The sequence below is a fragment of the Trichocoleus sp. FACHB-40 genome, from assembly GCF_014695915.1.
GTDB classification, from domain to species: Bacteria; Cyanobacteriota; Cyanobacteriia; order Cyanobacteriales; family FACHB-T130; genus Funiculus; species Funiculus sociatus.
Genome location: NZ_JACJPF010000098.1, coordinates 38277 through 63681, shown reverse-complemented (window position 1 = coordinate 63681; position 25405 = coordinate 38277). Strand labels below are relative to the sequence as shown.

Annotated in this window: 21 protein-coding genes; 10 read left to right on the top strand and 11 right to left on the bottom strand. The window is 43.2% G+C overall.

Translation table 11 applies throughout. The annotated features are described in order from the left end of the window. The first annotated feature begins 261 nt into the window (after positions 1–261). Positions 262–813, top strand: a complete 552-nt coding sequence (locus tag H6F63_RS21325) for a hypothetical protein (protein ID WP_190639460.1) — start codon at positions 262–264, stop codon at positions 811–813. Positions 814–859: 46 nt separating this feature from the next. Here H6F63_RS21325 and H6F63_RS21320 read toward each other — a convergent pair whose 3' ends face one another. Both H6F63_RS21320 and H6F63_RS21315 read right to left on the bottom strand, forming a co-directional pair. Continuing rightward, entirely contained in the window at positions 860–2014 is a 1155-nt protein-coding gene (locus H6F63_RS21320) for a histidinol-phosphate transaminase (RefSeq protein ID WP_190639459.1), read from the bottom strand. Between the two features lie 240 nt (positions 2015–2254). Continuing rightward, positions 2255–3082, bottom strand: coding sequence for a metallophosphoesterase (locus H6F63_RS21315; RefSeq protein WP_190639458.1), 828 nt, complete (start codon positions 3080–3082; stop codon positions 2255–2257). 471 nt (positions 3083–3553) lie between these two features. Between H6F63_RS21315 and H6F63_RS21310 the strand changes: the two genes are divergently transcribed. Then, positions 3554–6250: a PAS domain-containing protein gene (locus H6F63_RS21310; RefSeq protein ID WP_190639457.1), complete on the top strand. Its 2697-nt coding sequence runs from the start codon at positions 3554–3556 to the stop codon at positions 6248–6250. Between the two features lie 84 nt (positions 6251–6334). On the opposite strand, the gene H6F63_RS21305 is transcribed toward H6F63_RS21310, so the two are convergent. Then, positions 6335–8020, bottom strand: coding sequence for a DUF262 domain-containing protein (locus H6F63_RS21305; protein ID WP_190639456.1), 1686 nt, complete (start codon positions 8018–8020; stop codon positions 6335–6337). 204 nt (positions 8021–8224) lie between these two features. Further along, positions 8225–8545: a TMEM14 family protein gene (locus tag H6F63_RS21300; RefSeq protein WP_190639455.1), complete on the bottom strand. Its 321-nt coding sequence runs from the start codon at positions 8543–8545 to the stop codon at positions 8225–8227. A gap of 69 nt (positions 8546–8614) precedes the next feature. Between H6F63_RS21300 and H6F63_RS21295 the strand changes: the two genes are divergently transcribed. The 5 genes from H6F63_RS21295 (at position 8615) to H6F63_RS21275 (ending at position 15195) form a co-directional block, all read left to right on the top strand. Then, complete coding sequence (locus H6F63_RS21295) at positions 8615–9919, top strand: ATP-binding protein (RefSeq protein WP_190639627.1); 1305 nt, start codon at positions 8615–8617, stop codon at positions 9917–9919. 443 nt (positions 9920–10362) lie between these two features. Next, complete coding sequence (locus tag H6F63_RS21290) at positions 10363–11013, top strand: tellurite resistance TerB C-terminal domain-containing protein (protein WP_190639454.1); 651 nt, start codon at positions 10363–10365, stop codon at positions 11011–11013. A gap of 85 nt (positions 11014–11098) precedes the next feature. Beyond that, the gene (locus H6F63_RS21285; RefSeq protein ID WP_190639453.1) at positions 11099–12421 is read left to right on the top strand and encodes an ATP-binding protein; all 1323 of its coding nucleotides are present in this window, start codon (positions 11099–11101) and stop codon (positions 12419–12421) included. A gap of 137 nt (positions 12422–12558) precedes the next feature. Then, positions 12559–14730, top strand: a complete 2172-nt coding sequence (locus tag H6F63_RS21280) for a DEAD/DEAH box helicase (protein WP_190639452.1) — start codon at positions 12559–12561, stop codon at positions 14728–14730. Positions 14731–14742: 12 nt separating this feature from the next. After that, entirely contained in the window at positions 14743–15195 is a 453-nt protein-coding gene (locus tag H6F63_RS21275) for a thioesterase family protein (protein ID WP_190639451.1), read from the top strand. Here the strand turns inward: H6F63_RS21275 and H6F63_RS21270 are convergent. The 3 genes from H6F63_RS21270 to menA are packed head-to-tail and all read right to left on the bottom strand — an operon-like array spanning position 15192 to position 18475. Then, a complete protein-coding gene (locus H6F63_RS21270; RefSeq protein WP_190639450.1) occupies positions 15192–16562 on the bottom strand; it encodes a 2-succinylbenzoate--CoA ligase in 1371 nt (456 codons plus the stop codon). The two genes, H6F63_RS21275 and H6F63_RS21270, sit on opposite strands and share 4 nt — an antisense overlap. Next, positions 16547–17569: an o-succinylbenzoate synthase gene (locus tag H6F63_RS21265; RefSeq protein ID WP_190639449.1), complete on the bottom strand. Its 1023-nt coding sequence runs from the start codon at positions 17567–17569 to the stop codon at positions 16547–16549. Before H6F63_RS21265 ends, H6F63_RS21270 begins: the two co-directional genes overlap by 16 nt. A gap of 3 nt (positions 17570–17572) precedes the next feature. After that, positions 17573–18475, bottom strand: a complete 903-nt coding sequence (gene menA / locus H6F63_RS21260; protein ID WP_190639448.1) for a 2-carboxy-1,4-naphthoquinone phytyltransferase — start codon at positions 18473–18475, stop codon at positions 17573–17575. A gap of 318 nt (positions 18476–18793) precedes the next feature. Here menA and H6F63_RS21255 point away from each other — a divergent pair, with 318 nt between their 5' ends. Next, positions 18794–20233, top strand: coding sequence for an isochorismate synthase (locus H6F63_RS21255; RefSeq protein ID WP_190639447.1), 1440 nt, complete (start codon positions 18794–18796; stop codon positions 20231–20233). A 143-nt stretch (positions 20234–20376) separates the two neighbouring features. On the opposite strand, the gene H6F63_RS21250 is transcribed toward H6F63_RS21255, so the two are convergent. Beyond that, positions 20377–20676: an antibiotic biosynthesis monooxygenase gene (locus H6F63_RS21250; RefSeq protein WP_190639446.1), complete on the bottom strand. Its 300-nt coding sequence runs from the start codon at positions 20674–20676 to the stop codon at positions 20377–20379. Between the two features lie 73 nt (positions 20677–20749). Here H6F63_RS21250 and menD point away from each other — a divergent pair, with 73 nt between their 5' ends. Beyond that, positions 20750–22495 carry a 2-succinyl-5-enolpyruvyl-6-hydroxy-3-cyclohexene-1-carboxylic-acid synthase gene (gene menD / locus H6F63_RS21245; RefSeq protein WP_190639445.1) on the top strand — a complete coding sequence of 582 codons (1746 nt, stop codon included), beginning with the start codon at positions 20750–20752 and terminating at the stop codon, positions 22493–22495. Positions 22496–22565: 70 nt separating this feature from the next. On the opposite strand, the gene H6F63_RS21240 is transcribed toward menD, so the two are convergent. After that, entirely contained in the window at positions 22566–22781 is a 216-nt protein-coding gene (locus H6F63_RS21240) for a hypothetical protein (protein ID WP_190455347.1), read from the bottom strand. Positions 22782–22916: 135 nt separating this feature from the next. Between H6F63_RS21240 and H6F63_RS21235 the strand changes: the two genes are divergently transcribed. Further along, positions 22917–23117 carry a hypothetical protein gene (locus tag H6F63_RS21235; RefSeq protein WP_190639444.1) on the top strand — a complete coding sequence of 67 codons (201 nt, stop codon included), beginning with the start codon at positions 22917–22919 and terminating at the stop codon, positions 23115–23117. On the opposite strand, the gene H6F63_RS21230 is transcribed toward H6F63_RS21235, so the two are convergent. Together H6F63_RS21230 and H6F63_RS21225 are read right to left on the bottom strand one after the other, a co-directional pair. Continuing rightward, on the bottom strand, positions 23094–24062 hold the full coding sequence (locus H6F63_RS21230) for a heme o synthase (protein WP_190639626.1): 969 nt from the start codon (positions 24060–24062) through the stop codon (positions 23094–23096). The two genes, H6F63_RS21235 and H6F63_RS21230, sit on opposite strands and share 24 nt — an antisense overlap. A 280-nt stretch (positions 24063–24342) precedes the next feature. After that, the gene (locus tag H6F63_RS21225) at positions 24343–25275 is read right to left on the bottom strand and encodes a heme A synthase (protein ID WP_190639443.1); all 933 of its coding nucleotides are present in this window, start codon (positions 25273–25275) and stop codon (positions 24343–24345) included. Positions 25276–25405: the final 130 nt, after the last annotated feature.

The window sequence follows — 25405 nt, the reverse complement described above, 5'->3', positions numbered from 1 at the left end:
TTTGCTGATGGCCGTTGGGTGCTACTTAATATATTTCCTGACGTTGGGCCATATGCCATAAAATAAAACTGCGAGATTGCAGATTGGTAACTTATACTTACTGATGTCAAATGTTTTGTTAATGTAACTATTATTTATATAACAGATGTCTAACTGACTCTTAAGCGCTTCCTCCATCCAGAAATCACAGAATTGAAGCAAGTTTATGTGCTTCCAATTCGGATATATTTTTACCGGAAAAATCTATCAGTAAAAGTTGACATGGATAGCACAAACGAACAGAGCTACCAGGCTGCTATATACAAAGCTGATGCCAATCAAAGCCCTACCCGTGTTATTCGCGATCGTCTCTCTAATGACATGACAAACGCAACCCCGAACCCTGACGAGGAAAATTCTGAGATTCTCACTCAGATGCGTAATAAACATCTGTTGATCGTTAATAGTCGCCGTCGCAATGGCTTGATCCTCTATAAGAGCTACCATGCAGAGTTTGCAGGGCCTGGATCGGCTGTGGGTGGCTTGTTTGATGTGGATTGTAAGCAGGTGCTGCCAGTGGGCAATCTGTCGTTGGTGAGTCCTGAATCTGCCCAGGAACGACAAAATGCTTATTTGATTCGGCGGCAGTGGATTCGACTTACTAGACAAATAACGGATAATCCAGTGCCGCTGCAACGAGCGCAGAAGATAATTGAGCAGTTTAAGCAGTTTTTTGGTATAGAGACAATTGCCCAAATACCTGATGATGCTTTGGCGCTTTTGGTCGGTGTTTTGCCAGACACTATCAGCAGGGCGCGTGAGATCGATGATTGAGAATTAAAAATTAAAAAAGTTACTTTTAATTTTTAATTCTTCCTCCTTAAGAAATAGTTTTTAAGGCTGCTAGGAGATGTTGGCGCGATCGCTGATTTTCTTGTTCAGTACCTACCGTAAGACGGATGCCGCCGCCAGTGTGTCGCACCAACGTTCCCAGCTGTTTGAGTTGGTGGGCTAAGTTGGTAAGGGCTTCATCTGTAGGGGTTCGCAGGTAAATAAAGTTAGAGTCGCTGTGCCAAATTTGTAAGTTTGGTTGCTGTTTGAGAAAGTCGAGTAACTTTTCGCGTTCGGTGAGAATTTCGGGAATGCAACCGAGTAGCAGTTGGCGATGGGAAAGGGCCAGCAATGCAGCGGCTTGGGTGAAGCTGGGGAGGTTGTAGGGGAGACGGACTTTTTCCAAAGCGAGGATAAGTTCCGGATGTGCGATCGCGTAACCCATTCTTAAAGCTGCCAGTCGAAAGGCTTTGGAAAATGTCCGCAACACTACCCAATTCGGACGCTGCTGTAATTCTGCGACAACAGTTGTCTGGCTAAATTCAAAATAAGCTTCGTCAATTACTACCAGAATCTCCTCTGGCAAACTCCGCAGCCATTCCAACTCAGCAGCTGTTAGGGCGTTGGCGGTAGGGGAGTTGGGATGAACCACGAACACCACCCGGATTGGCGGATTGGAGGTTTGTTCAATAGCTTTTTGGGCGGCGGTCAGGTCAATTTCAAAATTTGCTTGTTTACGCCCCACGCTGACTACAGGGATGCCCAGCGTTTTAGCGAGAATGGCGTACATGGAGAAGGTGGGATCAGCTACCAAAATCGACCCTTCTCCTCCTAAACAGGTGGCAATCAACAGAGAACGAATTAGTTCATCTGAACCGTTGCCTAGAGAAATATTAGCTGGGCTAATTAAACTTTCGCCTGCGTCCTCCTCCCTTAACCGGGGAGAAATCGATTCATTGACGTATTGCGCGATCGCGTCCTTCAGTTCAGCATGGCTACCATCAGGATAGCGATTTGTCTCAATCAGCTGCTGATAAGTCCAAGCCAGCTTTTCTTTTAACTCCTTGGGCAAATCAAACGGGCATTCATTGGTATCCAGGCGGTCGATAGGAATGTCTGAGGCAACTGGACTCCCTGATGTGCCACCGGGGTGCGGTGTATAGGCGCGTAGCCCAGATAAATCTGACCGAATGAAAGAGAACATAGATTCTTTATCTAACAACTAACAACTATTTTTAAGTAGAACAGTGCTGAGTTAAAAGATACTCAGCACTCCTTCGCCGAGGAACTCAGCCCTACTGACATCTTGCACTAGGCGGTTGAAAGCGCACAAACGAAACCTGCCTACGCAAGTTACACTTGATTTTCGGTTAGCCAAAGCAGGCGGACTTGGAATGCAATAGCCCCAGAATTCCATTCTGAGGGCTTGGTGCAAGATATGAGCCTACTGGCTTACCAAAGTAATCGCCGTAACTTCTGGCGGACAAAACAACCGTCCCGGAAAATAGGTTCCCAATCCGCGATTTACATACATCTGGTTTTTTCCCACCTGATGCCATCCGGAAGCCCATTCCCAATGCCGCACGACTTTATTACATTCCTTCATAAAAGGCACCAAGGGCTGCATCGGTTGGGGAATAATGTCGCGCAAGTGTTGCAGCAATCCTGCCCCCGGGCCAAACCCTGGAATCACCACTTGACCGCCGTGAGTATGACCTGAGAGTTGCAAATCAACCCGCCACTGTTGCAAAATTTCGGCGGTATCTGGGTTATGAGATAAGACGATGCGGGGTGTACTGGGGTCGAGTTGATTCATCACGGGTGCGGGGTTAAATTCCCGCGACCAAAAATCAGCGAGTCCGACTATAGGTAATGCTTTTCCCAGCGGATAAGCGATTTCGTTTTCAAGGACGCGAATGCCGATGCTAGTCAGGGCATTTTGCACCTCTTGTTTTGAATGGCGGTAATAATTATCGTGGTTGCCGAGTACGGCATAGACACCAAAACGACTTTCCAGGTGTTTTAGCGATCGCACTAACTTATGAATCGGGGTTGGATCGTCGGTTACGTAGTCACCTGTCAATAAAACCAGGTCTGGTTCAAGTTGATTGCTGGCTGCAATTGCTTGTGCTAACAGTTCATCGGACAGCCGCAGACCATCGTAGTGCAAATCTGACATTTGCACCAACTTTGTTTTGTGCAAAGATGTCGGCATTGCGATCGCTACTTTCACATTTTCTACACTTAATGGCCCAGATAATATCCAGTGCATTCTGTCAACTCAGGCTTAACTGGCGATTCCAGCATAGCGTAGAGATGCGATTTCTTGCCTTCCCACCTGATTGAGAGGCGAACACAAAAGAATTTATTAAAGCTTTTCAAGATTGCTTGGCTTGGCTGGTTTATCGGCTTCCCTATTCGCTACCGTCCTCGCGATAAATATAAAAGCGATCGCTGAATTGTTCTTTTTCCGAGATTCCAAGGCATTTGTCTGTAAATTTACTTAGTTTTTGGCTAAAAACAGATAAATCGTCAATATAAATACGGTTTTATAATAAATAGAAACATCGTATGTTTATTTTTATTAAGTTTATACTTCAGTCTTTATTGACGCAAAAATAGCTTTTTTAGCTAAATAAATTAGCTAATCTATACGACCCATATGTAGCAAAATATGAAAGAGTTTTTTATATTAATTAACAAAAAATATTAAGTTACTAATATTCATTAAAGTCCGCATCTTATGACTGAAAAGACTGAATTCGCCGCGTCTCTACAATCCTACTCCAGAAAAGCCGGTATTATTGCCACCCTAATTGGCTGTGTTGTTTTATTGGGCTGGATATTAGATATTACAGTCCTTAAAAGCATTTTGCCAGGGCTGGTAAGCATGAAAGCTAACACAAGCATAGCCTTTATTCTGAGTGGCTTGTCTTTGTGTTTGTGGCACGACGCGGAAGACAGAAGACAACACGCAAAAGATAAGCGGAGAAAGTCTTCGTTTGACCTTTCTCAAATGTTGGCAATCATTGTCATTTTAATCGGTCTATTGACACTCATTGAGTATGGGTTTGGATGGAATATAGGGATTGATGAACTGCTGTTTAAAGACCCAGCCGGCGCTGTTGGCACTTCTGCACCAGGGGGAATGTCTCCCAATAGCGCCCTGAGCTTTTTCATGCTTGGCTCTGCCCTTTTGCTGTTATCAAAAAGGGTGTACCGTCCGGCTCATTGCATTAGCTTAGGCGGATTTTTGATTGGTTTCCTGGGCCTTTTGGGCTATATCTACAGGATCACCTCGTTGTACGGCAAGAGTTACAACACAGGTGTGGCGTTGCACACAGCGATCGCATTTATCCTGCTTTCTAGCGGCATCCTGTTTGCTTGTCCCGATCGAGGACTGATGACAGTTGTTACAAGCGACAAAGCAGGCGGATTGATGGCGCGGCGGATGTCCCCAGCCGCGATTGGCATTCCCTCAGCCTTGGGCTGGTTCATTTTATGGGGCTACCAATCTCAGATTTATGACAGCGAAGCTGGGCTGGCTATTTTTGGCGTCTTTAACGTAGTTATTTTTGGCTTTCTAATCTGGTGGAATGCCAAATTCCTAAATGCTGTTGACACCCAGCGCCACCGAGCAGAAGTAGCACTAAAACAGCTAAATCAAGAGCTAGAAGATAGAGTTGAGGAGCGCACGATCGAGCTGAGTCAACTGAACGAGCAATTACACCAGCAAATTGCCGAACGCCAGCAAACAGAGGACGCGCTCCAGGTAAGCTATAACCTCTTACAGGCAGTCATTGAAGGAACTACCGATATCATTTTTATCAAGGATCTTCAGGGTCGCTATTTGATGGTCAACTCCATTGGTGCCAGCCTACTTGGCAAGTCTGTAGAGGAGATGATTGGGAAGGATGACTCCGAGGTATTTCCACCTGAGGTTGCCCCTCAACTTATGGAGACTGACCGCAGAATTATGGCTTCTGGGACAACTCAGACGTTAGAGGAGATCGTCTATATCAATGACATCGCGGTAACGTATCTCTCAACAAAAAATATCTACCGCGATCCCCAAGGAAACGTTATCGGTTTGATTGGAATGTCGCGAGACATTAGCGATCGCAAGGCGTTGGAAAAAGAATTAGCGCGGCGCGAGCAGCTTTTGAACTCATTTATTAGCGTTGCGCCGATCGGACTCTCTATTCTTGACGACGAGATGCGGTATCTGCAAATCAACGAAGCGTTAGCACAGATCAATGGCGTGTCTGTAGAAGAACATTTAGGAAGATCCCTGGCTGAAGTATTGCCCGACGTTGCACAAGAGATTGAATCGACGTTACGCAAAGTACTGACGACAGGCGAAGCGATTCTCAACATTGAGGGGTGCGGTGAATTACCTAGCAATCCAGGCGTCCTGATGCACTGGTTGACTTCTCAATTTCCCATACCTGGAGAAGACGGCAAGCCGATGGGTATTGGTGTCACCGTGATGGATATTACCGCTCGCAAACAAGCTGAGGAAGCCCGTCGGGAGAAAGAAGTTCAGTTAAAAGAAAAAAATCAGCAGCTAGAACATACTCTCCAAGAACTTCAACGTACTCAAGGTCAACTAATCCAAAGCGAAAAAATGTCCAGTTTAGGACAATTAGTTGCAGGGATTGCTCACGAAATTAATAACCCAGTTAACTTTATCTTTGGGAATCTCACCCATGTCAGAGAATACACCCAAGATTTATTAAATCTCTTGCGGCTCTATCATCAGCAGTATCCTAATTCAACGCCAGAAATTCAGGAAGAGATAGAAGCAATTGACCTGGATTTTATGATGGAAGATTTTCCTAACCTGTTGTCATCAATGAAGGTGGGTGCAGATCGCATCCGGGAGATTGTGCTTAGCTTGCGGAATTTCTCGCGAATTGACGAAGCTGAAATGAAAGCGGTTGATATTCACGAAGGAATTGATAGTACCTTAATGATTCTGCATAACCGCCTGAAAGCAAAACCGGATCATCCTAACATTCAGATGATTAAGGAGTACGGTCAATTACCTAAAGTCGAGTGCTACGCAGGGCAGCTTAATCAAGTGTTTATGAATTTGATCGCTAATGCCATTGATGCGTTGGATGAGTATAACAAACAGCGATCGCTCTCAGAAATTAAGGCAAATCCCAGCTGGATCAAAATTCGCACTGAGGTACTAGACTGCGATCGCGTCGTTATCAAAATTGCGGATAATGGCTCTGGAATGACAGAGGCGGTGAGACAACAGCTATTTAATCCTTTTTTTACTACCAAAGCCATTGGCAAAGGCACGGGGCTGGGTTTGGCAATTAGCTACCAGATCGTTGTAGAAAAGCACAATGGTAAATTGGAATGTCTCTCAGCACCGGGTAGGGGAGCGGAGTTTATTATTGAGATTCCACTTCGGCAGATGGTTTAGGCACATCTAAACTTCAGAAAAAGTAGGAGCGATCGCGTTCGGGATTAGAGAAAATGAGGAAGCGATCGCCTTTGCATTAGCCTACTAATCTAAGCGCCAAACTTTCTTGAGAACGCCGATCAGATTTTTCTGCCGCGCCTCAATGACTTCGGGTGTCCATTCCTGTTCCATTAGCACTTGAGTTGTTAGCGCAAAAGGAGAAACACCTTTTTTAGTGGTGAAATACTTTTGCTTTTTCACATCAAAGTCATAGTTTTGCGCTTCGCTGTTTTTACAACAAGAGAGTAAAGCCAGATTTCCTAAACGATGCACATATTTTTCGCGTTCTTTCAAGCTTGTAAAGCACTTCACCCACAGACTATCATGGGCAGGATTTTGCGGTAATATATGCTCGACAGTAATGGTGGAGAAGTTGTATGATGCTTCACCTTCTGACAGAGCCGCATCTAGACGCAGCAATACAAATAAACGAATTTTTTGAGTCAGGTAGAGGTCGCCATCCAACATTTTGAGAATATCATTCTTTTCTTCTGATGTAATTTGGAGTGGTGAATCGGGTGTATACAAATCTTCCTCATGCTCAATGGCAGTTAGCAAGCGACGATAGCGTTCAATCCGTTCGTTAATATTTGCCCGTTTAATCATCAAACCCGCCGCAAGACGTTCTAATTCAGTAAAGAATTGCACCAATTGCTCAGGATGACTGTGGTTACGAGAGAGATAGAGAATAGCTGGAGGTATCCAGTCAGAATTATCAATATCATTTAACTGCTTAAACAGTTTATTTACTTTTTCGGCGTGTTTATCGCTTACATAGCTTGTATTCTTAATTTCGTAGAAAGCATCAGCTAAAGGACATAAAGTTGTCTTGATAAACTCCTGAGAATTATTCCAAGGTTTAATATGTTCGCGGTATTCCTTGAGGATGCTACCAGTGAGTTTTGCCTTACGATAAATCATGCGAATGTATGAAAAAAGGTCTTCAAACGTCTCCCGACCTAGTTTCTCTTGGATATCTTCCCATTTGCAAGTGTATGCTTCCTTTTGATCGTCAGGAATTTGCCCGATAATCTCAGCTTTTAAAATATCGGGAAGTGACAGGTCTAGACCCCGACCGTTCAGCACAGAAAATATCCGATATGCAGATTCTAAGTCTGGTGTTGAAACGACTACCAGAAAACATCTGGTAATAATGAATTGCACGAGCCGAACCCGCTGAGATTCGGAAAATCTCCCTAACTCTTGCAGGAATAACAGCGCGTTTTCTTTAATGTTTTTACGACTATCTGAAAGCGTAGCTGAGTGTAAAGATTCCAGCTTGCTAATACCGCCTTCATCCTGAATGTATTCCTTGAAAAAATCTGCATCTCGCTTAGCCAAGGTCAGATGATAACGGTTATGGGTGCCAAGGATCGGGTTGCCTTCTTCGTAGAGCAACTTAGTTAAGGCATTGGCATACTGGAGCTGTACTAACGTCCGCAGAGCTGAAAGTATTATAGTGAGCGTTGACAGACGTTGTTGACCATCAACAACTTGAGCGTCTGGTTTATCTGCCTTTATTAGTACCATGCTGCCCAGGAAGTAGGGATTTATATCATCAATTGGCTCGTTACCGTCACCCAAGGATACAATTAGGTCTTGAAGCAATTCTCCAGCTTGCTCAGTAGTCCAGGCATAGGGACGCTGGTACAGGGGAATGGTAAAAACGAAATCATTACTAAATACTTTCTGAACAGGATATTCAGTAGCTTGAATTTTGACGGTACTCATGGGTAGCTCTTTGAGGGAGTATGTTGGCAAAAGCTTCTCTATGGTTAGTGTTCCCTGCCGTCGCTACTAAATTGAAATGCTGCCAGATTCGTTAAGTTTTTTGATGGCTTGGCTGATTTAGGAATGAAGGGTGTGAATTTTGTAGGTCGTGCCAATAAAGCAGGCACGATCGCTTGGGATAGATCCAGAAAGCTAGAAGCGCCGCTATACTCTGACAACCAGTTGCTGAATCATCACTGCAAGCGTTACCAAACCTAAGACACTCATCAACCCCGCAGGCATAAACTTGCGAGTTTTCGCCAAGCGGACGGCGAAGACAATTACTAGAACAGCGGTGACAACGGTTGCTAAAATCAGCCCCCAAGCTTGTCCCTGCAATTGCATCACTCCGCCGAGAATCAGTAATAGACCGCTGACAATACCAGAAATTAATGAAACTTTACTTTGCGCTTGAGAGTAGCCAATAATGCCGCCAATAATTGCTAAGATGCCGTATGCGATCGCGCTGATAATTCCCAGATTCATTAGTGCAAACCTATTTTTAGGGTCGGCAGACAATTTACCATAGCTCTCGGTAGATCACTCTGGTAATTGATGGATACTCAAGCGATCGCTTCAATCAAATTCCTGCAACGCCAAGCTGCGTCCCTGTTACTCTATAAATCCGTTCTTGCGGGTGAAGTGGGTTCGGCTTTCCTGAATCTGCTGCAAGCCTTATGCGATGCCGACACCGATGGGCTGGTTTGCCTGCAAGCTTACGGTAGTTGGTTTCAAGCTTTAGCCGCCAAAAATCAAAGCTGGGAAAACTACCTGATTACGCAAATCCTCAGAACCGATAATCCTTTTACCAGGCAAGTCCAGCAGGCATCTTTACTGTCTCCAGCTCTGGTAGCAGCTGCCCAGCATGATTTACAAGCCTTGCAGAGCCTCTACAATTGCAGTAGCGACCAGTTGAGTAGGTGGGTGCAAGCTGCCGCTAAGCTGCCTGCTGCTCCCGTTGCCTGGAACCAGCAGCAGGATGGGATAGTAGGGGCGATTCATGAGTTGCCCATCCGGGATAAATTCCAAATTTTAGAAAATTGGGCAGAGGCGCTGGAATATCTGGCAACTCATTACCACGACTACGGCACGGGACTGTTTGCTGAGTATCGGGCTTTTCGCTGGCAATCGGGGCAACTGGTGGGAATTAGGCATCCCGATCCTGTAAAGCTTACGGAATTAGTCGGCTACGAGTCTCAGCGAGACGCTTTGCTGAAGAATACAAAATTTTTACTTGCTGGTTATCCAGCCTTGCACGTTTTGCTGTATGGCAGTCGTGGCAGTGGCAAATCTTCTTTGGTGAAGGGGTTGTTAAATGAGTCGGGTACTGGAAATTTGCGCCTTGTGGAAGTGGCTAAATCTGACTTGAGAGATTTGTCAGAAATTGTGGAGCAGCTGCGGGGTGTTCCTCAGAAATTCGTTATTTTTGTTGACGATCTCTCCTTTGAGGAAGATGACGACGCTTTCAAAGCGCTTAAAGTTGTGTTGGAGGGTAATTTAACTGCGCGATCGCAAAATGTGGTGGTATATGCGACTTCCAATCGCCGCCACTTGATTCGAGAATTTTTTGGTGATCGCCCGCTCACGCGAGACAATGAAGAAATCCATGCTTGGGATACGGTGCAGGAAAAACTTTCGTTTAGCGATCGCTTTGGTCTTACTTTAACCTTTGAACCAGCCGATCAGAATACCTATTTAAACATTATCCGACATCTTGCCGCCCAAGCGGAAATTCCCCTCACCCAGAAAGATTTAGAATATCGCGCCCTCCAGTGGGCAACTCGTCACAACGGGCGTTCTGGGCGCACAGCACGACAATTTATTGACTTTCTCAAAGCCGATTTAACCGTAAACACATAATAATGTAAAAAGTTGGAAACTGCTGACTGGAGCCAACAACAAGCAATATGCGATCCACAAAGCTAAGTAATCGAATTTTACTCTCGTCAGTTGCCTTCAGCGTAAGCTTTTTTATTGGACTTATTGCTAACCGAGACTTCGGGAGAGCGCTGCTTACAGGGGTAATTACTGTACCTGCTACTTATGCGGGAACTTTAGTTGTAGAAAATAAACAAAGGAAGCAAAAGAATTTTCTCCTAAACGAAATTCAAGCTATAGATGGAGAAAGACAAGATTTAGAGGAGCATCTTTATTATTTGCAGTCCAGTCTCAATCAACTAAATCTCCAAGTTACCGAAAGACATAACCAAAGGGATGTGCTGAATCGGGAGATAGCCAATTTAGGAGCCTATAGGCACCAGTTAGAAGATCAAGGTTTTATTCTCCAAACTCAAGTTCAAGTTATGGAAACGCAAAAAACTGAACTAAATCAATCGCTGCTGGCTGTAACATCAGAAAAACAAAAAACAGAATTAAGTTTGAGTTCTCTACGCTCCGATCTCAGCAAAATGCAAGCTCAATTCACAGAAAATCAAAAGGAAAAGAGCGTCTTAGAGCAGGAGATAACAAACTTAAAAAAGCAAAAACGTCCCTTACAATCAGAAGCCGAAAACTTGCAAACTCAAATTCAGGCTTTTGAGATGCAGAAAGCTGAGCTAAATCAATCTTTGCTATCTTTACAATTAGAGCTTAGGCAATTACAGTTCCAAATTTACGAAATAAAACAGCCAAAGGAAAAGTCGCGTCAGAAAACGTCTTTTCGCGAAACAAAAACTAAACTAGAGGAAATACCTTCAGAATGGGCTGAGTTAAAAGCAAGACTTAGTGATGATGATATTCAAATACTCAAAGCAATTTTAGAGCAAAATAATCCAGGTGGAACAATAAAAAAAATTGCCGAAGAAAATATCACAATGCCCCAACTCTTAATTGATGGTATAAATGAGCTTGCTATGGATACAATTGGTGATCTGATTATAGAGCCTGGATCGGTGTCGGTTCCGCCAGCGATCGCACAGGAATATTTAACAAAAGTTAAAAATATAATTTTGTAGGCAATGTCCTCCAATGGTGTTATTGTGGGCAATGCCCACTCTACAGAGGATGGTAAATAATTACTTATCAACTCATGTTAAATCCATGACAAAACTTAAAATTACCAAAAGAATATCTAATGCCTTAATCAGTTCAGTTGGTGCAGGAGTTGTGCCTAGAATTGGTCTGGAATATATTGCTGTAGGTAGAGAAAAAGAAGTTAAAGCTGTTTTACAGGATCTGGATAATATTGGCGAAGGTAGTGCAGCATTTCGCTTCATAGTGGGACGCTACGGTTCAGGTAAAAGCTTTATGCTGCAACTGATTCGCAACTACGCTATGGAGAAAGGTTTTGTGGTAGCTGATGCTGACTTATCTCCAGAACGCAGGCTAACAGGAACTGACGGTAAAGGTGTAGCAACTTATCGAGAATTAATGCAGAATTTTTCTACAAAAATTCGTCCTGAAGGTGGTGCTTTAACACCAATTTTAGAAGGCTGGATTAATGGGATTCAAAACCAAGTCGCCCAAGATAACGATATGCGTCCCAATGACAGCGGCTTTGACGATTTAGTAGAAACGAGAATTAGGGAAGTAGTTAAGGACGTAGAAGGCTTAGTTCATGGGTTTGACTTTGCCAATGTTATCATCGCTTATTGGCGCGGCTATCGCTTGGATGATGATGATAAAAAAGAAGCTGCACTGAGGTGGTTGCGGGGAGAATTTGGTACTAAAACTGAGGCAAAATCAGCCCTGGGTGTGCGCGTCATTATTGATGATGAAACATGGTATGATTACCTAAAATTATTTGCTAAGTTTATTTATGACATCGGTTACAAAGGACTTTTAATTTTGCTGGATGAGGCTGTACATTTATACAAGATTACTCATACAGCTTCCCGTCAGAAAAATTACGACAAGCTGCTGGCTATGTTCAACGACACGATGCAGGGAAGAGCAGAAAATCTAGGGATTTATCTGGGTGGTACGCCAGAATTTGTGGAAGACAAACGCCGGGGGTTGTATAGTGATGAAGCCTTGCGATCGCGTTTAAGCAGTCGTGTTAAAAACGGTCATAAAGATATCTCAGCACCAGTCATCCAGCTAGAAACATTAACTTCCCAAAATATATCGGAACTTTTGTATAGATTGGTTGATGTTCATGCTGCCCATTACAACTATAATAAAACTCTTAAACCCAGCGAATTGCAAGAATTTATGCAAGAGGTTGTCAATCGTTTAGGTGCTGAAAAATTTTTGACACCCCGCGAAGTTGTCCGCGATTTCATCAGTATCTTAAACATCATGCAACAAAATCCAGACATTTCTTTTAATGAACTGATTCGCGGGGACAATTTTAAACCCACTCCTCCAAGCAAAAATTCAGATGTGGATGGGGATAACGAATTTGCAGAATTTACTTTATGAGTTAAGAGGAATGAACCGCGTTGGCGGAGCCTGCACGTTAGCGCTTAGACGCATTAGCGTAGCCATGCGCTCTCTTCGCTATATGGCCCGAAGTGAAGAGAAACAAGAGAGCAGAAACTAAAAGTCAAATATAGCTTATGAGTAAACAGCCTTTTGATAGGTTAGCGCCATTTATTCAAGAATATATCTACACTCACGATTGGACGGAATTAAGGCACGTTCAAATAGAAGCTAGTCGGGTAATTTTTGACACAGATGTTCACCTATTGCTTGCTGCGGGAACATCTTCGGGAAAAACAGAAGCTGCTTTTCTGCCAGTTCTTACCTTACTACATCAGAATCCATCCATAACTATCGGCGCACTCTATATCAGTCCTATTAAAGCGCTAATTAACGACCAATTTGAGCGTCTAAATGACATATTAAAAGAAGCCGATATTCCTGTTTGGCACTGGCACGGCGATGTCTCCTCAAGTCGTAAGGAACTGCTAATAAGAGATCCTAAAGGCGTTCTGCAAATTACTCCAGAATCTTTAGAAAGCTTGTTAATTAATAAAAATAAAGAACTGGTTCGTCTATTCGGAGATTTGCGCTTTATCATCATTGATGAAATCCATGCCTTTATGGGTTCCGAACGCGGTTGCCAAATTCTTTGCCAGTTAGCACGCCTATCAAAATTCGTAAAAAAAACGCCGCGTCGGATTGGTTTATCTGCGACCCTTGGCGATTATTCCATAGCTGAAGATTGGCTTCGTTCAGGAACCGAAACTCCAGTCATTACTCCTGATATCGATGGTGGACAACGGAAAGTCAACTTAGCTTTAGAACATTTTTATATTTCAGATAATGCTGATGAATCATTTATTAATCCTTACTATAAGCATATTTTTGATAATACCAAATCCCGAAAGTGTTTAATTTTCGCTAATAATCGCTCTGATACAGAATCGGTTATCGCTAATCTACGACAAATTGCCGAATCTGAAGGATTACCAGATATTTATCACGTCCATCATGGCAGTATTTCTGCCTCTTTAAGGGAAGCTGCTGAGGACGCGATGCGTGATAAAAAAACCGCATCTGTTACTGCTGCAACAGTCACCCTTGAATTAGGGATTGATATAGGTCAATTACAGCGGGTAATTCAGTTAGAAGCACCTCTTTCTGTGTCTAGTTTCTTGCAGAGGTTGGGACGTTCGGGAAGGCGAGGTAGTGCAGCAGATATGCGGTTTGTTTGTGCGGAAGATGAGCCATCAGGTGAGGAATCACTTCCGAAACAAATTCCCTGGCAACTGTTGCAATCTATAGCTATTATTCAACTTTACTTGGAAGAACGTTGGATTGAGCCAATCAAGCCTGTTAAATACCCGTTAAGCCTTCTTTATCACCAAACAATGAGCATTTTGATGGCGATGGGTGAACTCTCACCCGCGGCTCTTGCTCAGCAAGTTTTATCCTTACCACCCTTTGCTGCTATATCCAAAGATGATTTCCGGCAGTTGCTGCATCACTTGATTGAAATTGAGCATATTCAGCAGACTGGACAGGGAGAATTAATTATTGGTATGGCAGGGGAGAAAATTGTCAAAAATTTTCATTTTTATGCTGTATTCTCAGACACTATTGAGTATGTCGTCAGGGACGACTCTATGGCAATCGGCAGTATTGTTATGGCTCCCCCTGTTGGTAATTTGTTTGCCTTGGCAGGCAGAAGTTGGGAAGTTATAGATGTTTGTTTAAAATCAAGAAATGTTTTTGTAAAACAAGTTAAGGGCCAGTCTAGTATTTCTTGGTATGGTGGCAGTAGCAATATTCATACGAAAGTTCTGCAACGGATGCGACAGGTTCTTTTTGAAGATACTCAATATATCTATTTAAAAAATAATGCTAAAAAACGTTTGAATACAGTTCGAGAACTAGCTAGAAGTGCTGGATTGCAAAGAAATAATATAGTTTTAATAGAAGGTAATACTTGCTGCATTTTTCCTTGGATGGGTACTGTCACCTACCGCACTTTGGAAAGGTTTTTGAATTTCTTTTGCCGAGAGTCACTGGATATTAAACGTATAGGAGGTAAGGCTCCTTATTATCTAACAGTTAAGTTAGGTAAAAGCCAATCTCAAGAACTTTGTGATGAAATCCTTTCTTTTGGCAATCAAAGGATTTCATCGCATGATTTAGTTGCTGCTGAAGAACCTTTAAAATTGCAAAAATATGATGAATTTATTCCTCAAAATCTGCTTTCTAAGGCATTTGCTATGGATTGTCTAAATGTTGAGGAATTAGAAAATATTATTAGTACATGGTAATCAAATCGATAAATGACATTTAATTACACTCGCACAATTCGGTTTCAAGATACTGATGCAGCCGGTGTTGTTTACTTTGCTAATGTTTTAGCAATGTGCCACGAAGCTTATGAGCAGTCTTTGGCGGCATCTGGTATTAATCTTAAGGTGTTCTTTAGTAATTCGTCTGTTGCTATTCCTATTGTTCATGCTAGTGTAGATTTTTTTCGTCCGATGTTTTGCGGGGACGAGATATTTATTAAGTTAATGTGTAAGTATTTGAGTAGCGAGAAATTTGAAGTTGGTTATCAGTTTGTTGTCGCTGATAACATAGTCGCTAAGGCAATTACTAGACACGTTTGTATTGATGCGGTTAGTAAAAGTAGAAAAGAGTTTTCTGCGGAGATTGTGAGATGGTTGCGTGAGTGGGGGGAGCAGGAGGAAGGAACCCCTGAGGCGCAGAGGACGCAGAGGGATGGGATTTAGGCTGGTGTGTTTGTTGTAGCTATTTTTTGTAGTTGTTCAAGGTTTATTTTGCCTTGAGAATTGCGTGGTAAGGTCTTTACTGGAATCCACTGTTTGGGACGTTTGAATTTACTAAGTTTATTCTCGATTGCGGTTTGCAAGGTGTTAGTAGAAATTTCGGGATTACTGGGGATGTAAATTGCTGTTACGATTTCTCCCCAATGGGAATCTGGTAAGCCAATGATGCAAATATCGGCAACTAACCCTGTGGCTCTAATTGCGGCTTCTATCTCGGAGGGAAACACGTTTTCGCCACCTGTGATGATTTTATTGCTGTTACGTCCAATGATGTTTATGTCACCTTGTTTATCAATGAAGCCTATGTCATCTACTTGGAACTTATGGTTATTTGGGAACGTTTCTGGATAGTAACCATGTGCTAAGGAATTAGTCTGGATGGTAATAATTCCTGCATTATTGATGTCTAATATTTCGTTATTGGGGCTGCGAATTGTTACTTTAACATGAGGTAAAATTTGACCAGAGCTGTTGTTACCTTTGAGGAATTCTTCTGGTTTGAGAGTGGCAATCTGTGAGGCGGTTTCTGTCATGCCATAGGTGGGTGCTAGCCGAATGTTTTGGTGTCTCGCCTGTTCCAGAAGTTCCTGCCAAGCGGGTGCGCCTCCCAATAGGACTGTCTGAAAATGGGATAACCAGGCAGCTAATTCTGGATTCTGTAGGAGACGTTGTAGCTGGGTTGGTACTAAAGATATAAAAAATTCGGATGCTTCAATGTTACATTTTTCTCCTGCTTCTAATGCTTTCAATGGTCGAATTACCAATTTTCCTCCAGAGGTGAAGGAGCGCATAAATTGCATTAATCCGCTGACATGATACAGCGGCAGTACGCAGAAAGAATTGACTTGAGTTAATTGAAAATATTTTTTAAAACCTTGTACGGAGGCCATTAATGTTTCCCAGGTGTGAATTGCAAATCTAATCTTGCCTGATGAACCACCTGTGGGAATCATGATGGAATTTGGGACAGGGGATTGGGGATTAGGGATTGAGGAATATCTTTGATGTCTGTCGGTTGCTATATCTTGGCCTAAAATTATGTCTGGTTGGACTAAATCTAGAACTTGTTGCCATTCCTGTTTTACCCAGTTGGGATTGCAGATAAAAACTGGACAACCGGCGGCTACGGCGGCAACGAAGCTGGCGATAAATTTTATTGGTTCTGGTTCTGATAGTAATATTTTTGGCTGATTTTCTTGGATTAATTGAAGAAATAACTGTTCGGCTAGGCTGGTAAATTGGCGACTGTCTTCACCAATTAGCCAATCATCGTCAGTACGTTTTTTGAGATATTCTAAAGGCGTTTCCATAAGTCTTCAAAGGTAGTTTCTTCATCTTCGTTAAACCAGTGGTTGATGCCAAAACCAACTGTACGATGTGGAGAGGATAATTCAGCTGCTAGTTTGAGTGCGGCTTGTCTTCCAATGGCGGTTTCAAAGACTGAGGAAAAAACTGCGTCGATGTGATGTTGTTGGCAAAATTGTCGCAAACGACTGGGGGAACCAACTATGGAGGGTTTAATTACAAATATTCCTCGCCAACCGTTGCGGTAGGAAGCTTGTATTTGGTTGAGTGTGGCAATTGATTCATCTAAGGCAATGGGGATAGAATAGCGATCGCGTAATTCCCCCATAGCAGTTTCTTCGCCAACTCTTAACGGTTGTTCCAGAAATTCGATAATCTCAACACAAGCGCATTCTTTCAACCATTCGTTTGCCTCATTCCAGCTAAGTCCGCCATTGGCATCTAATCGCAATTTTGCCTCTTGCGGTAATGCTTGAATTAGCTGGTGAAAAATATTTAGTTCTTCTTCAATTGAGGCGACACCGATTTTCCATTTGAAGGTGCGATATCCTTGGTTCCAGAGTGTCTGCCATTGATGTAAGGCAGCTTCTCCAGCTGGTAATAAGCCACTATAGAACATCTCCCCCAACCCCTTTCCTACAAGCAGAGGGGCTTTCAATTTCCCCCCTTCCCTTGAAGGGAAGGAGGGTTGGGGGGTTAGTGCCTTATCCAAAAAATGTGTATCTTCCCAAGCGGACTCGAAGCCAAATTGACAGGCGGGGAGTTCAGCAGGGAGGTTGAAAATCGCCTCGGCGGTAATTTTCTCTCCCACTTGGCGGCAGAAATCTAAGGCTTGTTCTAGAGTTTCGGAACCAAACCAGGGCAAAGGGGCAACTTCACCCCAACCGACTTGCCCATTTTCATCGGTGAGGCGAATGATCATGCCTTCGCGGATGTTCCAAGTGCCATGATTAGTGGAAAGCGATCGCGCAAATTGCCGCTGATAAGGACGAAACTCGAATCGATATTGCATCAGCTAAAATGGCAGTACAAACCCTAATCCCAACAGTAACCCACTCCAAAAATGCAGGGTTACTGCGATGAATTTGCAGTTGCTAACTTTCTCTGGCTGATCGTGATTCTGGTGGACGTGAGTGCATAATTTCCAGGCAAGGGGCAAAGTCGCTAACACCAGCAACGTCCAAACGGGGAAAATCTGCGAAACTACGAATATGCCTGTCAGCGCATAAATGCTACCGCAAAACCAAGGTAATAACTGCGCTCCTGTTTTGGTTCCAAGTCGGACGATAGGCGATCGCTTTCCGGCTGCCAAATCGTCAACTGCCTGGTGGAAATGGGAGCAAAACAAAATTAAACTTGTGGCAATCCCTACAATGATAGATGCAGCGAGGCTGGTCATTGACCAAGCACCTGCTTGACTATAATAAACTGCCGAGACTACCAGAGGGCCAAAGCAAATAAAGCAGATAATTTCCCCCAAACCCTGGTAGCCTAAGCGAAAGGGAGGCCCTTGATAGGTGTATGCCAATGCACAACCCAGGAGTATCAACCCGATTACTGTGAGGTCTTGTTGCCATAATGCGATCGCTAGGGTTCCTAGTATACCCAACCCTAAAAACAGATTTGAAATCCAAAAAATCAAGGATTTGTTACCTGTCAAATTTACCAGTGAGTGGGCTTTGTTTATATCAATACCCGTCTCCGAATCAAACACATCATTACTGCAATTCATCCAGGCAATAAGTGAAATTGCTGATATTAAAAACGTAGAAAATATTCCTACATGAAACATTTTAGTTTCAGCAAAAGCAACAGCTGTCCCCACCCAGACTGGAATAATGGCAACGCTGTACATGGGTGGCTTAATTGCCGCCATCCACAACTTACTATTTGGCTGTTCTATGAAACTTGTAGTCATCAGTAGTAGCTTGATTAAATTACTAGCAGTTTACTCATCCCGGCTTTAAGGAAGTTGCGGCGCGGTACGGTGAAAGTATATTTCTCACTCTCTCCAGAAAGCGCCTTTTTCGCAGTACCCTAAAAGAAGCATCCCAGTCTCCGGTAGGAGAAATTTTGGTTACAATACCCTAAGGCAGGCGCTAATCCGAGGAGTCAAAGGCTTGCCGTAGCAGGCTTCCCCAGACCGGAACTGACATACATCTAGCTATAGCACGATTGAGAAATTGTTAATCAGATTTGAAAACAAACTTCAGAAAATTTTTTTACCCTGATTTGCATGACATTAACACCACTTCGTTCTAACCTCTTTCAAGACTGTAAGGAAATATACCAATTTCTGTTAAAATTTAAGCAGGCCTCTCTGCCTAAGAAACAAACAAAAATCCTGAGTATTTCTCAAGAAATTCCAGCCGTCGATCCGCTAGCTGTACTTCAGGCAATAGGCTTACCAGAGCAACTACACTTTTACTTTGAAAAGCCAGGACAAGGGGAAGCGATCGCTGCTATTGACAGCGTAACATCGCTGAAATTAGAAAGTCCAGATAGATTTTACCAATCGCAACAGTTTATTCAATCTTGCCTTGCTAATACCACCAGCATCGGCGCTATCAATCTTCCTTTTTATGGACCTCATTTCTTCTGTAGCTTCACTTTCTTTAATAACAATTTAGAGCCTGATTCACCTTTTCCATCTGCAACCATATTTTTACCCCGTTGGCAAATCGCTTTTAGAAAAAACATCTCAGTAGTAGTTGCGAATATTGCCATAAATTCAGAAGTAAATCTTCAAGATTTATCGGAAAACTTATGGCGAACCTTTCATTCAATAAAAATGGCAGGTGTAGAAAGGTTTAATAGTGCTAATTTACTAAATATAGCAATTGATGCTAGAAACAAATTTATCAAACAAAATGTAACAGATGTCAGTCACTTTAAATCATCTGTTATAAAGGCATTATCATCAATCGACTCCAAGAAAATTGACAAAATTGTTTTAGCTCACGCCTTTGATGTTATTTCCCCTATTCCTTTCCAGCTAATTCCTTCCCTTAACCATTTACGAATACGCCATCCTGACTGCTATATCTTTTCCACCAGTAACGGCAATGGGCAAAATTTTATCGGTGCCAGCCCGGAACGGTTAATTAGTATTCATAATCATAAATTAGTAACTGATGCTTTGGCTGGTTCAGCAGCACGAGGTAAAACCACAGATGAAGATGCCGAATTAGCGAATCGGTTACTAACAAGTGAAAAAGAAAGACGAGAGCATCGGGTTGTGATCGATTTCATTACTCAACGTTTATCCCAGCTTGGCTTACACCCTGAAATATTATCGCAACCAAAGCTGTTACAACTGCTAAATATCCAGCATTTATGGACACCAATCCAGGCGCAATTACCAGCAGAGGTTAATCCCTTAGAAATTGTCGCCCAACTGCATCCCACCCCAGCAGTTGCTGGTGCACCCACAGAGATTGCCCAAGAAGAAATTCGCCACTATGAAACTTTCAACAGATCATTATATGCCGCACCCCTCGGTTGGATAGATAGCAGAGGCGACAGCGAATTTATTGTCGGAATTCGTTCAGCATTAATAGATGATTGTCGCGCCAGACTATACGCAGGTGCGGGTATCGTTGCTGGTTCCGATCCTGAAAAAGAATTAGCAGAAATTCAACTCAAACTCCAGGCACTTCTAAAAGCCTTAGTTTAATCAATTTAGTCTCCCATAAGGATGCTTTATAGCAATTCAAGAGTAGGGTGCGATATATCTAGGGGCATAGCAATCAAAAAGCCCCTACCAAATGTTAGAACCGCAATATATTCCACCCAACTGAGAAACGCTGTAGTTCTGTATTAATGCTTGAGTTCAACTTTTTCAAAATGTTCAACAATTGGAAATGGATCGTAAAAATGGTGAAGAAGTCTTTTCCACTCCTGATATTCAGTAGAAGCTCTAAATCCGATTGTATGATCTTCTAATGTCTTCCAATTAACCAGTAATAAATATTTTCCTTTAACTTCAATACATCTGTGGAGTTCATGGGATAAATATCCGTTCATAGACGAGATAATTATTGATGCTTTTAAAAAAGCAATTTCAAAATCACTTTCATATCCATCTTTCACATTTAGCATAACGGCTTCAAGAACCATGAAATTCCTAATAATTCTTTGCATCCAACATACTATTACCATAAGCTAAGATTTTCAGTCTTGATAGTTAGAAATGTCAATTAACTTTAATAACACCAATTCCGTCTGGGCTTCAATCCTAACCGAAACCTTAAAACGATTAGGATTAACTACAGCTATTATTTGCCCTGGTTCGCGTTCCACACCGTTAACCATTGCTTTTGCCCAACAAAATGAAGTAGAAGCAATTCCAATTTTAGATGAACGTTCTGCCGCATTTTTTGCCTTGGGAATTGCTAAAAGAACTGGGATTCCTGTAGCTTTAGTTTGCACTTCTGGAACCGCTGGCGCTAACTTTTATCCCGCTGTAATTGAAGCAAGGGAAAGCCGAATCCCCCTTTTAGTTTTAACAGCAGATCGTCCCCCAGAATTGCGAGATTGTCACTCTGGGCAGACAATAGATCAGGTGAAATTGTATGGCAATTATCCCAACTGGCAAGCGGAGTTAGCGCTACCTTCTCTGGAAATGGGGATGCTGTGTTATCTGCGCCAAACGATGATTTATGCTTGGGAGCGATCGCTATTTCCTACCCCAGGCTGCGTTCATCTTAACATCCCCTTCCGCGACCCACTCGCTCCAATTCCCCAACTCGACACCGAAACCCTCAAATTGCAGTTTCAGCCAGAAGATTTCTTTACTGGAATTGCATCGGGCGGGCTACCCTCCTTATTAAGGGGGACTGGGGAGATATCCAACACTACAATTCAAGAATGGCAGCAATGTAACCGAGGAATTATTATTGCTGGAACCGCGCAACCTATATTCCCTAAAGAGTATTGCAATGCAATTTCAAAACTTTCCCAAACTTTAAGATTTCCTGTATTAGCTGAAGCCCTATCCCCATTAAGAAACTATGCCCAGCTCAATTCGTCTTTAATTTCCAGCTATGACCTAATCTTACGGAATCAACAGTTAGCAAAAGAACTAATACCAAAGATGGTAATTCAAATAGGAGAATTACCCACCAGTAAAGAACTGCGAAACTGGTTAGATAATGCTCACATACGACGCTGGATAATTGACCCCAGCGATCACAATTTAGACCCACTCCACGGCAAAACAACACATTTACGAACATCTGTAGAATCTCTAGTGGAGACGGAATTTATCGCGTCTCCCCCAAGCGAATATCTTCATCTGTGGTGTGAAGCTGAAGCCAAAGTTAGACAAAATATTGACGAAACAATGGCAACAATGGAAACGCTTTTTGAAGGAAAAGCTGCTTGGTTACTCTCCCAGTTTTTACCAATAAAAACGCCCATATTTATTTCTAACAGTATGCCTGTAAGAGATGCGGAGTTTTTCTGGAAACCAAACAATTCTGGAATTCAACCATTTTTTAACCGGGGTGCAAATGGCATTGATGGCACTTTATCAACTGCTTTGGGAATTGCACATCAAAATCAAAGTAGTGTGATGTTGACGGGCGATTTAGCTTTATTGCACGATACGAATGGTTTCTTACTGAGAAATAAGTTTATCGGGCATTTGACGATTGTTCTAATTAATAATAATGGCGGCGGTATTTTTGAAATGTTGCCAATTTCTAAGTTTGAACCACCTTTTGAAGAGTTTTTTGCTACGCCACAAGATATTAATTTTGCTCAACTTTGTGCTACATACAATGTGGAGCATGAAGTGATTACTTCTTGGGAGCATTTCAAGCAGCGATTAAACCCGCTGCCAAGTAAGGGAATTCGGGTGTTGGAGTTGCGAACAAATCGCAAATTAGATGCAAAATGGCGACAAGAGAATTTGAGTAAGTTTGCTAGGGAATAAAGTATAAACGAACCGCTGAGGCGCAGAGGGAAGAGAAAGCGATCGCATTCCCCTGAAAAGCGCGATCGCACTACTGATTTTCTTTTCGTTCTCGACGATGTTTTTCTAGCAACTCAGGAAAATTCTTAAGGTCATCTATTGACTGGGGAGCCGGATACCACTCTGTCGTCGATTCAGCCGTCACCCTATCCATATAGATGCGGAAGGCTTCATCGTCGTCTCTATGTTCTCGTATGTAGCCTAGTAGTTCTTTACGGCTCATTGCCTCAAAATTTGGTTTAATCATAAAAGTTTCCAGAGTCCATTGCGATTAATCAGGATTTCTGTCTCTTCTCCAGCTAGGAAGAATACTCCTCCTGTGGGTTCATCTATCCTAATTATATAAATCGGCAAATACATTTTTGTTGCCCAATAACTCAGGATGAAGCAAGTGAATAGCTGTGCTGATGTAGGAATAATTCGCACCCCTGGTTACTTTACGTTTCCTAGTTTACAGATTACTGGTAGAGAGTTGCTGAGGAGAGAGCGATCGCTCATAAATAAAAAACCCGCCTTCGCGGGTTTTGTTTGTCTGGACGCAATTAAAAACATCGCCGTTTTAAAATGCGATCGCGCTGATTAACGTCTGTATATGTTCAGCTACGAATGCTGTTAGTTGATGAGTCTTCGGCAAGCTGTCTATTACTATCCCAGTACATAACAACATCATGTAGAGAATGGAGAATTTAAACAGCGATCGCGCCAATTGTTTATTCTCAGGTTCCTGCAATAATGCCCAAGCTTTCTTGATAAAAACGCTTCCCAAGATAGCAGCAATAATGCCATAAACTACACCAGAAGCGCCTAAAGGATAAACTAACAACAGCGTCATCGGCACCATAATTAAGGTGTAAATCCAGATTTGCCGGGTAGTGGCAACTTCACCCGCAACAACTGGCAGCATCGGGATGCCGACTTTGGCGTAGTCATCGCGAATCATCAACGCCAACGCCCAGAAGTGCGGAGGTGTCCAAACAAATACGATGGCAAAAAGTAGCCACGCTGCCCAGCTTAAAGAACCAGTAACAGCTGCCCAACCCACTAAAGCGGGGATCGCTCCAGCTGCACCGCCAATCACAATATTTTGCGCGGTGTGGCGCTTCAGCAAATGAGTGTAGATGGCCATGTAGAAGACAATGCCGGACATTGCCAACAACGCACTCAGCAGATTAGCGCATACTGCTAGGAGGGTGAAAGATAGGCAGCCAAGCGCGATCGCAAACAGCAGCGCATGGCTCGACTGCACTCGCCCGGAAGGAATCGGGCGGCGGCGGGTGCGCTCCATAGCATAATCGATATCGCGGTCGTAAATGCAGTTAAGAGTCTGGGCAGATGCCGCAGCAAGGGTTCCGCCTGTCAGCGTCACCAATAACAAAAATGGATCTACCCGTCCATCTGATGCCATCCACATACCCGCCGCTGTGGTAATCAGCAGTAGTGGGATAATGCGCGGTTTTGTTAGCTGGTAGTAGCTGTGAATTACTTGTAGGAAGTTTTGATGTTTGCGGGAGACATCGGCTCCAACCATCATTTCTTGCATTATTTATTTTCCTAATTGACCTAGCCGATTTTGGATTTTGGATTAGAGTCTGGATGATTTATTGTTCAAAACCCGATCTCCGCCCTAGTTGAAACTAGGAAACAAATCTAAAATCCCAAATCCCCCAGTATTTACTGTGGAGTCAATCCAAAATCGCCAATCTAAAATCCAAAATCGAGTGACCTAGCTGGACAAGGTAGAAGCAATTCCAAAGCGTCTCTAAAGTTTGTGTAGCTAGCACCCGTTCAGGGTGCTGGTTGATGAAGAGTTATAGAGACGGATCTGGTACGACAACAGAAGCATTGCGATCGCGCAACGCCAAAACGGTAAAAACAACCATCGAACCTAGTAAAGCCGCTCCCACTGCCTGGTGAGCCACTGTCAGCGGTTCTACTTGTAGGTGTAAGCGGAAAGTAGCCACACCGAGAGCAATTTGCAACACCAGTAAACCACCCGCCAAGTTAGCCCACTTTCGCAGTAGTGGATGCAGTGCGGGCGTGCGCCATGCGAAAACCACCACGGCTATTGTGGCAACGGTTGGCGGTATAACTCCGGCAATGTGACTATTCATCACCGTGCAGAGTTCTTGCGCTCCAAAACACTGATGTAGCGCCCACTGAGAACCGACTAATCCACCGAGTAAACTTTGTAAATATACAAAAATGGCAGCACTTAAGCTGATCCACGGCAGTTTACTAGCGGTGCCAGTGCCTTGATAAGGTAGGAGTGCCGCACCAATTACCAGCAGAGTTGTGAAAAACAATAAAGCTGTTCCCAGGTGAGCGGTGACAATATCGAAACGGAGGAGCTGGGTTACTGTCAGTCCGCCCAATACACCCTGGAAAATCACCAAAAAAAGCGCAAAAGTGGATGCAATAGGCAACCAAGTTGGTAAAGAGCGACGATTCCACCACGAAACCGCAGTGAGTGCGATCGCGCCTAACCCAATTACAGCCGCATCCAATCTGTGAAACCACTCCAGAAATACCTGGAGATTCATCTGTGAAGATGGCACTAGCTGACCGTAACACAGAGGCCAGTCTGGGCAGGCAAGCCCAGCATTCATAACTCGCGTTGCGCTACCAATTGCCATCAAAATTAAGGTAGCGATCGCCATCCTAAACACCAGGCGACGGATCTTGTCCCTGGGTTGGGAATCCTCCGGAGTGCGAACATCCTGATGAAGGACGGATTCTGTCATAGTTTTCCCAAAGCAAATTTTGCTTAATCAAATCCTGAGTATCCGCTCATCCCCAAGCTAGCATCCTAGCTGGAAAAATGACTGACTCTAGCTACCACTCTAATAACCTTGCTGCACCATCAGCTAAAGC